The sequence below is a fragment of the Streptomyces klenkii genome (genome assembly GCF_003626645.1).
Lineage (GTDB): Bacteria > Actinomycetota > Actinomycetes > Streptomycetales > Streptomycetaceae > Streptomyces > Streptomyces klenkii.
In genome coordinates this window covers 39,191-53,792 of sequence record NZ_RBAM01000014.1, presented here as the reverse complement: position 1 = coordinate 53,792, position 14,602 = coordinate 39,191, and the positions used below count along the sequence as shown (strand labels likewise).

Genomic DNA, 14,602 nt, shown 5'->3' with positions numbered 1-14,602 from the left:
GTGACCTCTTAGCGGCTTCTCAGCCGCTGCGGCTCGCGTCCTGGGTGATGCTGAGGCGGACCAGGTCCGCCAGTGTGGGCGCCGGGCGTTTGGCGCGTATGCGGCGCAGGTAGGTGCCCACGGTGTGGACGCTGATACCGAGTCGCCTGGCCGTCTGGTGGTAGGTGAGCCCCGCGCCGATGTGGGCCAGCACCTGCCGCTCGCGGGGCGACAGGCGCGGCGGTCCTGCCGGGAGGCTGCGGCCGGGCATCTCGTCTCCATGGGGCTGGCGGAGCCGCGCGGCATGGGTGACCTGCGGCCGGCAGCGGGCGGAGTTCCCCCACCCGCGCGACGCTTTAGAGGGATCTAACCACGAACTCTGCTAAATGCAAGCAAAAAAGAGTGACCAGCCGGTCAATATCCCCTTAATCAAAGGCTTGTCGGCTGTCAAGTCCCCAACTTCCGCGGCTCCAGCGCCGCTTCGAACCGGGCGAATGTGAGAGGCGCCGCCGACCGCGGCACACAGCCCGGAGCGACCGGAGGGGGACCGCGCGTGGGGCACTTCCGCCTGCTCGTCGTCGGCAACGGCATCTCGGCGTACGGCAGCTACCTGAACATGGTGGCGCTGAACGTCTTCATCTACCACGTCACCGGCAGCGCGCTCACCGCCGGCCTGTTCATGGCCGTACGCCTCGTGACCAGCGTGCTCGCGGGCTTCGTGGCCGGGCGCCTGGTCTCCACCCGCGACCGCAAGGGCCTGATGGTGGGCGCCGACGTCACGCAGGCGCTCGCCCTGCTCGCGCTGCTGCTCGCCCCGGACGGCGCCCGCGTCGGGCTGCTCTTCGCCCTGGCGGTGATCACCGGGTCCTGCGCGACGCTCTCCCAGGTCGCGCTGCGCAGCAGCGTGCCGGAGATCGTCGGGGCCGAGCACCGGGCCCGGGCCAACGGCCTGCTCGTCACCGGCCGCTCGCTCGCCATGATCGCGGGTTTCGCGTCCTCGGGCCTGGTCGTGGCGCAGCTCGGCTACTCCACGGCGTTCGCCCTGGACGCCGTCACGTTCGTGATCTCCGCGGGCGTCCTGTTCCTGCTACCCGTACGGACCCGGGCGGCCGCCGAGGACGCTCCGGAGGCCGGGTCGGCGGGCGCGGAGGGGGAGAAGGCCGGTGCCGCGAGCGGCTTCGCCCGGATGCTGCTGCGCACGGCGCCCCTGCTCGCGGTGATGATCGCCGTCCGTGCGGTGGACGGGCTGGGCTCCTCGTCCCACAACGTGGCGCTGCCCATCTACTCGGACGGCCTGGATCCCGCTCACCCGGCGACGTTCATCAGCCAGTTCTGGGCCACCTGGGCCATCGGCAACATCGTCGCGCAGCAGCTGTTCGGCCGGGTCACCAAGCGGACCGGCCGCACCCCGGGGGAGCGGGCGTTCGCGCTCGGGGCGTGCCTGATGTCGGCGGCGTTCATCGTCGTCTTCGCGGGCCTGCCCACCGTGCCCACCATCATCGCCGCGCTGGTGGCCGGCATGGCCGACGGCTTCACGGAGATCGTGTACGTCTCCCGCCTCCAGGCCGCCCCCGACGCCGAGCGCGGCCGGCTCTTCGGGCTGTCCGCCTCCGCCGAGAACACCGGCTTCGGCCTCGGCATGATCGTCAGCGCGGCCCTGCTGGAGTCGTTCTCGCCGCTCCAGGTCGTGGCCGCCTTCCACGGGCTGGCCATCGCCCTGTGCGCCGTCCTGCTCGCCGTCCTCCTCGGCCGCGGCAGGACCTCCGCCCGGAGCCAGGACCGGCCCGGCGGCCGGGACGACCGGGCGGCCCGGGACGTATCGACGGCGGAAGGCCGCAACTCATGAGACCCACGCCCCACCCCCATCTCGACCCCCGCCTCCACGAACACGGTGCCGACCGGGCCGTGGCCGTCATCGGGCTGGCCTTCCGGCTGCCGGGCGCGGACACCCCCGAGGAGTTCTGGCGCATCATCCGCGACGGAACGGACTGCATCACCCGCTTCACCGGCGAGGAGCTCGCCGCGGCCGGAGTGCCCGCCGAGCGCTACGAAGACCCCGGCTTCGTCGGCGCCTCCGGGATCCTGGACGGCATCGCCGGCTTCGACGCCCCGCACTTCGGGATGAGCGCCCGCGAGGCGCAGCTCACCGACCCGCAGCAGCGCCTGCTCCTGGAGTGCGCCCAGCACGCCCTGGAGGACGCCGGGTACCCGGACGAGCGCGACGGCGGCAGGACCGGCGTCTACGCCACCGCGGGCTACCACCTGTACACGCTGGAGACCTACCAGCTCAACAACGTCCTGCCGAGCACGCCCGTCACCGACTGGATGGCAGGCATGCAGATCCTGACCGGCAACGCCCCCGACTTCACCGCCACCCGCATCGCCTACCGGCTCGGCCTCACCGGACCCGCCGTCAATGTCCAGACAGCCTGCTCCAGTTCGCTCGTGGCGGTCCAGACGGCCGCGCAGGCGCTGCTCGCGGACGACTGCGACATCGCCCTCGCCGGCGCCACGGCCGTCCACGTGCCCCAGGTCCTCGGCTACCAGTACGTCAAGGGGTCGATCCTCTCGAAGTCCGGCCGGCTGCGCGCCTTCGACGCGGGCGCCGACGGCACCGTCGGCGGCACGGGCGTCGCCGCCGTCGTCCTGAAGCGGCTGGACCGGGCGCTGGCCGACGGCGACACCGTGCGCGGCGTCATCCGCGGCTGGGGCGTCACCAACGACGGCGCGGACAAGAAGGCGTACAGCGCGCCCAGCGCCGGCGGCCAGCGCGCCGCCGTCCGCCGCGCCCTGGACCGGGCCGGCGTCGGCGCGGACACCATCGGCTATCTGGAGACCCACGGCACCGGCACCCTCAAGGGTGACCCCATCGAGTTCGACGGCGCCACGGCCGCCTACCGCGAGGACACCGACCGCGCCCAGTACTGCGCGCTCGGCTCGACGAAGGCCAACATCGGCCACCTCGACGTGGCTTCCGGTCTGGCCGGCCTGATCAAGACGCTGCTCGTCCTGGAGCACGGCGTCATCCCGCCGATCGCGAACTTCACCACCCCCAACCCGCTGCTCGCCCTGGACGGCAGCCCCTTCTACATACCGGCCACCGCCCGGCCCTGGCCGGAGGAGGGCCACCCGCGCCGCGCGGGCCTGACCTCCCTCGGCATCGGCGGCACCAACGTCCACCTCGTCCTCGAACAGGCCCCCGAGCCCGCGCCCCGCCCGGCCGCCGCCGCGGCTCCGCCGGACGTCCTCCTGGTCTCCGGCAGCAGCGAGGAAGCGCTGACCGCCAACGCCCGCGCCTTCCGCGACCGGCTGCGGCAGCGGCCCGGCACCCCGCTCGCCGACCTCGTCACTACCGCCGCGCTCGGCCGCACCCACGGCCGCCACCGGCTGGCCGTCCGCGGCAGCACGCCTGCCGCGCTCGCCGCTGCCCTCGACAGCCGGCTCGCGGGCACGGACTCCGCGGCCGTCACGGCCGGGACGGCCCCCCGGGGCGGCCCGCCCGGCGTCGTCTTCCAGTTCACCGGCCAGGCCAGCCCGTACCCGGGCATGGCCGCGGACCTCTACGAGCGCTTCCCCGCCGTCCGCGACGTGCTCGACGCCTGCGAGCGCCACCACCGCGACCTCGGCGGCGGCTCCCTGCTCGACGGACTCCTCGGCGCCGCCGGAGCGGCCCCCCTCTGGGCCACCGACACCGCCCAGCCCGCCCTGTTCGCGTTGCAGTGCGCGCTCACGCGGCTGTGGCAGGACACCGGCGTCGCCCCCGGCACCGTCACCGGGCACAGCGTCGGCGAGTACGCGGCCCTCCACGCCGCCGGAGCCCTCACGCTGGAGGACGGCCTGCGCCTGACCGCCGAGCGGGGCCGGCTGATGCAGAAGCTCTGCGCCCCCGGCGCGATGGCCGCCGTACCGCTCACCCGCGGCGCGGCCCTCGCCCTCGCCGCCGAAGTCCCCGGCGCGGAGCTGTCCGTGGCCAACGGCGAGCGCTCCCACGTCCTCGCCGGGCCCGTCGCCGCCGTGGACCGGATCCTCGCGCTGCTGGAGGGGCGCGGCACGCCCGGCGAGCGCCTCCCGGTGGAACGGGCCTTCCACACTGCCCTCATGGAGCCGATGCTGGAGGATTTCCGGGCGGTGCTCGGCGAAGTCACCTTCCGCCCGGTCCGGATCCCCTTCGTCAGCGGTATCGACGGGGCGCTCCGGGCGCCCGGCTGGACGCCGGACACCGCCTACTTCCTGCGCCACACCCGGGAGCCCGTGCGCTTCGACAAAGCGCTGCGCACCGTGGGCGCGCGGACGCCCGCGGCCGTGGTCGAGATCGGCCCCCACACCACGCTCAGCGGCCTGGCGCGCCGGGCCCTGCCGGACGCGCGCGCCCTGCCCTCGCTGCGCCGCGGCTCCGGTCTCGGCGCCCTGTGGGCCGCGGCAGCGGGCCTGCACTGCGCGGGCGCGGACCTGGACTGGCGGCCGCTGCTGGCAGGCTGCGGCGGCCGCCGGATCCCCCTGCCGGGCTACCGCTTCCAGCACAAGGACTACTGGACAGGGCCGGAGTTGACGGCCGTACGTACCGGAACACCAGCGACAGATGGAGCCACTGTGGTACAGCACCAGGCAGCGGTCGAGCGGGTCGTCCGAAGCATCGTCGAGTCGGCCGCACGGCACCTCGGGCACGACCCGGACGCCATCACCGGCGAGACCTCCTTCTTCGACCTCGGCGCCGACTCGCTCCAGATGATCAGCGCGCTGCGCGAGCTGGAGCAGGAGTACGAGGTCAAGGTCTCGATGCGGGAGCTGTTCGAGGAGACCGGGACGCCGTTGCGGCTCGCGGAGCTCATCGTGAGCCGGATGCCGGGGGAGGCGGCCGGGGCGGCCGTACCCGCGCCGGAACCGGAACCGGTCGTTCCCGTAGCGCCCGTAGTGCCCGTGGCGCCGGCAGTTCCCGCCGTCCCCGAGCCCGTCGCCCCGGCGGCCGGCGCCCCCGAATACGCCACGCGCCGTGAGCTGGAGGACCTCGCCCACAAGCTCCAGCAGATATCGCAGATACAGCTGCAAATGATGTCCCAGCTCTCCCAGCTGCTGGCCCTCCAGACAGCCGCCGCGACGTCCAGGCTCAACGGCACGGCGGCGGTGTCCCGGTGACCGGCCTCGACGCCGCCTCCGCGGCCCTCGACCAGGACCTCGCGGCCATGGCCGAGCTCTCGCGGCGCATCGCCGAGCAGCTCGGCACCGGCCCGGCGGGGGATTCTCCGGACACGACGTCGCCGGGCGCGGAGGAACCGGCGGCTTCGGGCGAGCCGGCAGCCCCGGCCGGGGCGGCGGCCGCGGAACAGGAAGCCGCCCCGCGCCGCGTGCACGGCCCCCGGGTCACCGTTTCGCGCGCCTCCGGCATGGTCCGGGGCGACGGGCCGCGCGCCCAGCAGGAGCACCTGGCCGACCTCGTACGCCGCTACACCGCGAAGACCCCCACCTCCAAGCAGCTCGCCCAGCGCTACCGCCGCGTCCTCGCGGACAGCCGCGCCGTCGTCGGCTTCCGCAGCGGCACGAAGGAGATGCTCTACCCCATCGCCGGCCGCCGGGCGAGCGGCGCCCGCCTCCAGGACGTCGACGGCAACGAGTACGTCGACATCACCATGGGCTTCGGCGTGCTCCTCTTCGGCCACGAGCCGGAGTTCGTCGGCGAGGCCGTCCGCGAGCACCTCTCCCGCGGCATCCAGCTCGGCCCCCGCAACGCCGAGACCGGCGAGGCGGCCGAGCTGCTGGCCGGGCTGACCGGCCTGGAGCGCGTGGCCTTCGCCAACTCCGGCACGGAGGCCAACTCCGCGGCGATCCGCCTCGCCCGCTCCGCCACCGGCCGCAGCAAGATCGTCACCTTCCTCGGCGCGTACCACGGCCACGCCGACACCGTCCTCGGGCGCCCCTCCGGCTCCCCGGAGAGCCGGCTCACCGTGCCCGTCTCCCGCGGCATCCCGGACAGCGCCGTCGCGGACCTGATGGTCCTCGACTACGGCAGCGACGCCTCCCTGGAGGCCATCGCGCAGCACGCCGGCGACATCGCCGCCGTCATCATCGAGCCCGTGCAGAGCCGGCACCCCTCGCTGCAACCCGTCGAGTTCGTCCGCAAGCTGCGCGAGCTCACCGCCCGCCACGGCATCGTCCTCATGTTCGACGAGATGCTGACGGGCTTCCGCCCCGCGCTCCGCGGCGCCCAGGAGCTGTACGGCGTCACGCCCGACCTCGCGACCTACGGCAAGCTGCTCGGCGGCGGCTTCCCCATCGGGGCCATCGCCGGCCGCGCCGACATCATGGACGGCGTCGACGGCGGCTACTGGTCCTACGGCGACGACAGCTACCCGCCCGCGGACACGACGTTCTTCGGCGGCACGTACATCCAGCACCCGGTGTCGATGGTGGCCGCACGGGCCGTCCTCACCCACCTCAAGGAGCACAGCCCGCGGCTCCAGGAGCGGCTCAACGCGCGGACGGCCGAGCTGGCCGGGACGCTCAACGCCTTCTTCGAGGCGGAGGAGTTCCCGCTGCGGATGAGCCACTTCGGCTCGCAGTTCCGGTTCGACCACCGGGCGGACATGGAGCTGCTCTACCACCACCTGATGCTGCGCGGCGTCCACGTGTGGGAGTGGCGGAACTTCTTCCTCTCCACCGCGCACTCCGACGGCGACCTGGAGTTCATCGCGGACGCGGTCAAGGGCTCCCTGCGCGAGCTCCGCGGGGCGGGCTTCTTCCCGGGCACGCGCGTCGCGGCGCCGGCGGCGCCGAAGGCGCCGGTGCCCGATGACGCGGCAGCGTCCGTGGCGGAGATGGTCACCATGGCCGCCAGAGCGCCGGAACCTGAGCGGCCGTCCGGTCCTCGTACCGCCTCCATGGCCTGGAACGCGGCCGCGGCCACATCGGCCGTGCCGCAGAGATCCCCCCGCACCCCGGATTTCAGCGTCTACTTCTTCGGCGACTACCCCGAGGACGGCGACCAGCAAGGCAAGTACGAACTGCTCATGGAGACCGCCCGGTTCGCCGACCGGAACGGGTTCCACGCCCTCTGGATGCCCGAGCGGCACTTCCACTCCTTCGGGGGGCTCTTCCCCAACCCCGCCGTGCTCGCCGCCGCCCTCTCCCGGGAGACCGGCCGCATCCGCCTCAACGCCGGGTCCGTCGTGCTGCCGCTGCATGACCCGATCCGGGTCGCGGAGGAGTGGTCGATGGCCGACAACCTCTCCGGGGGCCGGGTCGGCATCGGCATCGCCAGCGGCTGGCACGCCAACGACTTCGTCTTCTTCCCCGGCCGCTTCGGCCGGCACAAGGAGACGATGTACGAGCAGCTGGAGCAGGTGCGGCGGTTCTGGCGGGGGGAGCCGCTGCGCCGGGCCACCGGGGACGGCGAGGCGGACGTACGGCTCTTCCCGCGGCCCGTCCAGGACACTCCACCGATGTACACGGCCGTGGTCGGTAACCCGGCCTCGTTCGCGCTCGCGGCCCGCCACGACCTCGGCATCGTCACCAACCTGATGACGCAGAGCGTCGAACAGCTCGCGGAGAACATCGCGCTGTACCGCCGCACCCGCGAGCAGCACGGCCTGGACCCGGCCGCCGGCCGCGTGGCCGTCCTGCTGCACACCTACCTCGCCGCTCGCCACGACACGGCCCGCGCCGAGGCGTACGAGCCCCTGTCGCGCTACATGCGGGCGTCGCTGTCGCTGTTCGGCGGCGTCACCAACAGCCTCGGGCACAACGTGGACCTCTCCTCGCTCAGCGAGGACGACCTCGACGTCGTCTTCCGCCGGGCCTACGACCGCTACTGCGACCAGCGGGCCCTGATCGGCACCGTCGACTCCGTCTCGCCCGTGGTGGACGCGGTCACCGCGGCCGGCGCCGACGAGCTCGTCTCGCTCGTCGACTTCGGCGTCGCGCCCGGCGAGCTGCGCGCGAGCCTCACCCACCTCGACGCCCTGCGCCGCCGCCGTCAGCAGGGTGCGGAGAAGGCCCCCGCACCGGCCGCGCCCGCCGTCCTCACCCCCGCCCCCGTAGAGGCCCCGCTCTCCCCGGGCCAGCAGCGGATCTGGTTCCTGGAGCGCATGCTGCCGGGCCGCACCGCCTACAACGAGACCAAGGCGATCCGCCTCGACGGCCCGCTGGACGTGCCCGCCCTGCGCGCGGCGCTGCGCGGCCTCGTGGCCCGCCACGAGGGCCTGCGGACCGTCTTCCGGGAGACCGGCGGCGAGCCGCGCCAGGTCGTCCGGCCGCCCGCCGAGCCCGACTTCGCAGTCGTGGACGGCACGGGGCGCGGCGAGGAGGCCGTGCGGGAGACCCTGGCTGCCGAGAGCGCCCGCCGCTTCGACCTCGCCGAAGGGCCCCTGTTCGTCACCCGGCTCGTGAAGCTCGCCGACGACGCGCACGTGCTCGTGCTGTCGATCCACCACATCGTCGTCGACGCGGCCTCCGCGACCGTCCTCACCCGCGACCTGTCGGCCCTCTACCGCTCGTGGCGCGACGGCACCGACACCGGGCTGCCCGTCCTCACCTGGTCCTACGCCGAGCACGCCCGCGCGCAGGCCGCGGCTCTGGAGGGCGAGGAGGCCGCGGCCGACCTGGCTTACTGGCGCGAGACGCTCGACGGCGGCCTGCCCGTCCTGGACCTGCCCACCGACCGGCCGCGCCCCGCGGTCATGACGTCCAACGGCCGGGCTGTCTTCCGCACGCTGGACCCCGGGCTCTCGGCGCGCCTGCGCGAGCTGAGCCGGGCCCGCCGCAGCACCTTGTTCATGACCCTGCTCGCCGGGTACGCGGCCATGCTGCACCGCGTCACCGGGCAGGACGACATCATCATCGGCACCCCCGTCTCCGACCGGCCGCAGCGGGCCGGTGACCTGCTCGGGTTCTTCGTCAACACCCTGGCCCTGCGCTTCGACCTCTCCGGGGACCCGTCGTTCGCCACGCTGCTGGACCGGGTGCGCGGCCGCGCCCTCGACGCGTACGACCACGCGGGCGTGCCCTTCGAAGCGGTCGTGCGCGAGCTCGCGCCGCCGCGGGTCACGGACCGCACGCCCGTCTTCCAGGTGCTCGCCGAGTTCCAGAGCAGCGAGCCGTTCCGCTTCGAGCTGCCGGGCGTGGAGGCGACGCCCCTGGACGCGGGGCCGGACAAGTCCCTGACGGACTTCACCGTCTACTTCACCGACCAGCCGCAGGGCATCCGCTGCCACCTGGAGTACAACACCGACCTGTTCGACCCGGAGACCGCCGAGCGGTTCTTCGCCACCTTCCGGGACCTGCTGGCCGCGGCCGCCGAGGCACCGGAGGCCCCGCTGTCCCGGCTCGCCGCGCCGCCCGCGGCCGACGGCTCCGGCGCGGGCGCCACCGCACCGGCCGCGCCCGGCGGCCCCGTACCGGCGCAGTGGGAGCGGGGACCGCGCCGCCCCGTGGAGGACGTCCCCGTCCACGAGCTGGTGGCCCGGCAGGCCGCGACGGCTCCCGGTGCCACCGCCGTCCTCGACGGCGACCAGGTCCTGACGTACGGTCAGCTGGAGGAGCGGGCCGGCCGGCTGGCCGCCGTGCTCCGGGAGCGGGGCGCGGCCGGCACCCCCGTGGCCCTGTGGCTGCCGCGCTCCGCCGGCCTCGTCGTCGCCATGCTCGCGGCCCTCAAGGCCGGCAGCCCGTACGTGCCGCTGGACCCCGCGCTCGGCCGGGCCCGCGCCGAGAAGGTCATCGCCGAGTCCGGCGCCCGCGTCCTCATCTCCCCGCAGGACGGCGCGGCGCTGCTGCGGCTGCCGGAGGGCGTCGCCGTCGTGTCGCCCGGTGACAGCCCGGCGGGCGCCTTCGCCTCCGCCGCCCCCGCCGCCGACGGCGAGTCGCTGTGCTACGTCATCTACACGTCGGGCAGCACCGGCATGCCCAAGGGCGTCGCCGTGCCGCACCGCGCCGTCGCCGACCTCTGCGCGTGGCACCACCGGCGCTTCGGCTTCACCGCCGCCGACCGCAGCGCCGTCGTCTGCAGCCAGAGCTTCGACGCCTCCGTCCTGGAGGTGTGGCCCGCGCTGACCGCGGGCGCCTCGCTGACCGTCGCGGGCGACGCCGTACGCAAGGACCCGCTCGCCCTCGCCCGCTGGTACGCGGCTCAGGGCGTCACGTTCTCCATCCTGCCCACGGCCCTCGGCGAGACGCTGCTCCAGCTCGCGCCGGACGCCCAGCCGCCGCTGCGCCACCTGCTCATGGGCGGCGACGTGATGCGCACCCGGCCGCGGCCCGGCACGCCGTACGAGGTCGCCAACGTCTACGGACCCACCGAGGTCACCGTGCTGTGCACCGTCGAAACCGTCGCCCCGGGCGGCGGGGCCGACGGAGCCGGCGGTTCCGGCAGCGAGCCCGAGGAGATCGCGATCGGCCGCCCCGTCGACAACGTGCGCCTGCGCGTGCTGGACGAGTCGGGCACGCCGGTTCCGGTCGGCGCCGTGGGGGAGCTCCACGTCGGCGGGCCGGGCGTGGCCCGCGGCTACCTGCACCGCCCTGACGCCGACGCCGGGCGCTTCCTGCCCGACCCCGATGGCGGCCCGGGCGCCCGCCTCTACCGTACGGGCGACCTCGTGCGCTGGACCGCGGACGGGAAGCTGCAGTTCCGCGGCCGCACCGACGACCAGGTGAAGATCCGCGGCTTCCGCGTCGAGCCGGAGGAGGTCTCCCGCGCGCTCAACTCCCTGGAGGGGGTGCGCGAGGCCGTCGTCCTGGCGCGCCGCAACGGCCGGGGCGAGGCGTACCTCGCCGCGTTCGCCGTCCCCGCCGACCCGGTGGGGGACGCCGAAGGCGACCGGCAGGCCTTCGCCGACCTCATGGCCGACGCCCTGGCCGAGCGGCTGCCCGAGTACCTCGTGCCGCGCGCCTGGACGGTCCTGGCCGCGCTGCCCGTGACCGCGGGCGGCAAGCTGGACCGCGCGGGGCTGCCCGCCCCCGACCTGGTCACGGCCGCCCCCGCCGCGCCCTCGGTACCCCGGACGCCGGGCGGCGCCGGAACCGTTCCCTCCGGTGACGTCGAGCGGCGGCTCCGCGCGCTGTGGGCCGCCGAGTTCGGCACGGACGCCGGCTCCATCGCGCCCGACGTCTCGTTCTTCGACCTGGGCGGCCACTCGATCACCGCGATCCGGCTGGTCAACCGGGCCCGGGAGGAGTTCGGCAGCGAGTACCCGATGGTGCGCTTCTACGAGCAGCCCACGCTGCGGGCCATGGCCGCGTTCTTCGCGGGCACGCCCTCCGGCGGCGAGGACGCTCCGGATGTTCCGGGTGTTCCGGGCGACGCCGTCGAGCACCGGGTGCCCGCCACCGATCAGCAGGTGCACTTCGCCCGGGTCCAGCAGGGCCACGCGCTGCCGCAGGTGTTCAACGTCGCCATGCGCCTGACCCTCACCGGCGACCTGGACGTGGACGCCCTGCGTACCGCGCTCACCCGGCTCGTCGCCCGGCACGAGGGCCTGCGCACCCGCATCGTCCCCGACGGCGACGACTGGCAGCAGGAGATAGTGCGGGCCCGGCCCGTAAGCCTGCCCATCGAGGACCTGACCGGGCTGCCCGCCGGGGAGCGCGAGGCCTCGGTGGAGCGGATCTCCACCGAGGCCGCCGAGACGCCGTTCGACCTCGCCGCCGGGGCCGGACCGGCGCTGCGCCTGCTGCGCTCCGGCGAGCGCACGTGGGTGCTGCTGTTCGTCCTGCACCACGCCGTGTGCGACGGCTGGGCCGTCAGCCTGATCCTCAAGGAGCTGGCCGCGCTCTACGGTTCGGCCGCCGAGGGCCTGCCCGACGGGCTGGCGGCCGACCCGTGCCAGCCGGGTGCGTACGCGCGCTGGCAGCGCGAGCCGGCCGACCGCGCCGTCGAGGAGCGCAAGCTGGCGTTCTGGAGGCGCGAGCTGGACGGCGCGCCGTTCGGCGTCGCCATGCCGCTCGACCGGCCGCGCCCCGAGCAGCTGAGCGGGCGGGGCGGCGTCGTGATGTTCACGGTGCCCGCCGACGTCCGCGCGGACGTCGACCGGCTGGCGCGGCGCCGCGGGGCGACGCCCTACGCGGTCACCGCGGCGGCGCTGGGCCGGCTGATGGCCCGCGGGTCCGGCCAGTCCGACGTGGTCTTCAACGTCTCCTACGCCAACCGGTGGCGCCGCGAGTTCGAGTCGCTCGTGACCTGTGCGACGTCCGGGTTCGCGCTGAGAGTGCGCGACGGGGAGGCCGCCTCCTTCACCGCCCTGGTCGACCAGGTGGCCCGCACGTCGGTCGCGTGCATCGACGCGTTCATGCCGCCGCGGGACCTGGCCCCGCTGCTGCGGGAGCGGTACGGGGTGGACATGCCGGACCGGCTCGCGGTCGGCTTCGCCTACCAGAACTCGCTGGAGACCGACATCGAGCTGCCGGGCGTGGCCGTGGCGATCGAGGACCTCGCGCCCGAGGCCGCCCGCGCGGAGTTCACCTTCGGTCTCGTCCCGGCGGGCGACGTGCTCGTGGGGATGGCCGAGTACTCCTCCGACCTGTGGGACCGGGCGACGGTCGAAGGCTGGATGCGCGACTACGTCGGGCTGCTGCGCGACGAGGTCCGGGCGGCCCTCGCGGAGTGACCCGCCCGGCCGGCCGGTGGGGTGAAGATCACAGGTCACCCCGGCGGCCGGCCGGCACCCGGCCGACTACCGTGTCCGGGTGCCGAAGAACAGGAACGCGTTCTCTTCCGACGCCTCCGCGGCCCTGCGCGCCTGGGGGCGTCGCGCCGCGTCGCGCGCGGTCCACGGCGGCTGGCGGTGGATCCAGCGGGCCGGCGCGGTGACCGCCGAGCACCCCGGCCCGTACCGCTTCGGCCGCATCGGCACCGCCACGAAGCTGGCGTTCCCGCTCGGTACGGTCTTCGGCGAGCGGTGGATCGAGCTGGGCGACCACTGCATCATCGGCGAACAGGTCACGCTCACCGCCGGCATGATGCCGGGCCTCGACCTCGGGCCCGACCCGGTGCTCCGCCTGGGCAACGGCGTGGTCCTCGGCCGCGGCAGCCACGTGGTGGCTTCACAGCCGGTGACCTTCGGCGACGACGTCTTCTGCGGCCCGTACGTCTACGTCACCAGCGACAACCACTCCTACGACGACCCGCACCAGCCCATCGGCAGGCAGTGGCCCCGCAGCGCGCCCGTCTCCATCGGCTCCGGCAGCTGGCTGGGCACGGGCGCGGTCATACTGCCGGGCGCCCGGCTCGGCCGGAACGTGGTCGTCGCCGCCGGCTCGGTGGTCCGCGGCGAGGTCCCGGACCACGCGGTGGTCGCGGGCGCCCCGGCCAAGCTCGTCCGCCGCTGGCAGCCGGCAACGGGCTGGATCCCGCCCCTACGAACGGCCCCTCCGATACCGATCCCCTCGGAAATGACAGCGGACCAGCTCAAGGCCCTGACAGACCTCCCACCGGAGGCGTCGTAGCCGTAGGGCTGAGCGGGGCTCGGCACGGCCGGATCGCTGTGGGGTGGTGCTCCGCCGTCGCGGCGGGTGGGCGACGCGGCGAGGTCCCCTGACCGGAGACCGGCGGCCGCCCCGGCACCGCCGGGCCGTCACGTGGCCGCGTGCCGAAAAAGATCCCCCGCCGCCACGGCGAGAAGCCACCTCGGCGAGAGTCCGGCGGAATGCTCGGATGCCGGTCCCGCCGTCCCCGTCAGCCCGCTGCGAGCAGCACCGTTCCCACCAGGGCCAGGCCCGCCCCCGCAGCCTGCACTGTCCGGAGCCGTTCGCTCAGAACGCCCCGCGCGGCCAGCGCCGTCACCACGGGGTAGAGCGACGCCAGCACCGCGGCCACCGTGACCGGCCCGCTCCGCGCCGCGAGGCTGTACGTGCCGTTGGCGGCCACGTCCGCGAGGCCGACGAAGGCGAGCGCGGGCAGCGCGGAGCGGATGCCGGCCCAGCCGTCCTCCGGCAGGGCGGGCGCGCCGCGGCGCACGGAGGCGAAGAGCGTGCCCGCGCCGACCGCCACGTTGCACACGCGCTGGACGAACAGGGCGAGGAACAGCCCGGTGAGGTTGTGCGAGGCCTCGGCTATCAGGGCCATCACGGAGCCGAAGCCGACCGCGGCGACGAGGGTGAGCAGCAGGGTCTGCCGCTGCACGGGCGCGCCGCCCATGCTCGGCCCGCTGGCCAGGACCACGCCCGCCACGGCGACCGCGATGCCCGCGAACTGGAGGACGCCGGGACGCTCGCCGAGGACGAGGCCGACGCCGAGCGGCACGGCGACACCGCCGAGCGCGCCGAGCGGCGAGACGACGCCCATCGGGCCCAGGGCCAGCGCCTTGTAGAAGGCGAGCATGGCCGCGGGGCCGACGACGCCGGCGGCGACCGCGTACCAGAGCTGCGGCCCGGCCTCGGACCAGCCGCCCGTGCCGACGACGATCGCCCCGAGGACGCCGACCGCCAGCAGCTGCGAGACCAGGACCACGGTCAGGGCGGGGATGCGGCGGGTGAGCAGCCCGCCGCCGAAGTCGGCCAGCCCCCACAGGAAGCTCGTGGTCAGGGCGAAGACCGCCGTCATGGGAAAACCTCGCAGTACAGTGTGGTGAACAATGCAGTGCAGCACACCGTAGTTCACTATCTTCGACTTCGATATTAAATATATTCGACCTAAGAGGCAGAG

The 14,602-nt window shown here is 74.6% G+C and carries 6 protein-coding genes; 4 read left to right on the top strand and 2 right to left on the bottom strand.

Annotated elements, in window-relative coordinates; all coding sequences use genetic code 11:
* Window positions 1-19: 19 nt before the first annotated feature.
* Window positions 20-250: a response regulator transcription factor gene (locus tag D7231_RS28115; protein WP_120758372.1), complete on the bottom strand. Its 231-nt coding sequence runs from the start codon at window positions 248-250 to the stop codon at window positions 20-22.
* A gap of 282 nt (window positions 251-532) precedes the next feature.
* On the opposite strand from D7231_RS28115, the gene D7231_RS28110 reads away from it, so the two are divergent.
* The 4 genes from D7231_RS28110 (at window position 533) to D7231_RS28095 (ending at window position 13,404) form a co-directional block, all read left to right on the top strand.
* On the top strand, window positions 533-1,825 hold the full coding sequence (locus tag D7231_RS28110; RefSeq protein ID WP_120758371.1) for an MFS transporter: 1,293 nt from the start codon (window positions 533-535) through the stop codon (window positions 1,823-1,825).
* Window positions 1,822-5,112, top strand: coding sequence for a type I polyketide synthase (locus D7231_RS28105; protein WP_120758370.1), 3,291 nt, complete (start codon window positions 1,822-1,824; stop codon window positions 5,110-5,112). Before D7231_RS28110 ends, D7231_RS28105 begins: the two co-directional genes overlap by 4 nt.
* Before the next feature lie 47 nt (window positions 5,113-5,159).
* Window positions 5,160-12,566, top strand: a complete 7,407-nt coding sequence (locus tag D7231_RS28100) for a non-ribosomal peptide synthetase (protein ID WP_120758430.1) — start codon at window positions 5,160-5,162, stop codon at window positions 12,564-12,566.
* 79 nt (window positions 12,567-12,645) lie between these two features.
* Window positions 12,646-13,404 (top strand): acyltransferase, encoded by a 759-nt coding sequence (locus D7231_RS28095; RefSeq protein ID WP_120758369.1) that lies wholly within the window; start codon window positions 12,646-12,648, stop codon window positions 13,402-13,404.
* 229 nt (window positions 13,405-13,633) lie between these two features.
* Here the strand turns inward: D7231_RS28095 and D7231_RS28090 are convergent, their stop codons facing one another.
* Window positions 13,634-14,500 carry a DMT family transporter gene (locus D7231_RS28090; RefSeq protein WP_120758368.1) on the bottom strand — a complete coding sequence of 289 codons (867 nt, stop codon included), beginning with the start codon at window positions 14,498-14,500 and terminating at the stop codon, window positions 13,634-13,636.
* Window positions 14,501-14,602 lie beyond the last annotated feature (102 nt).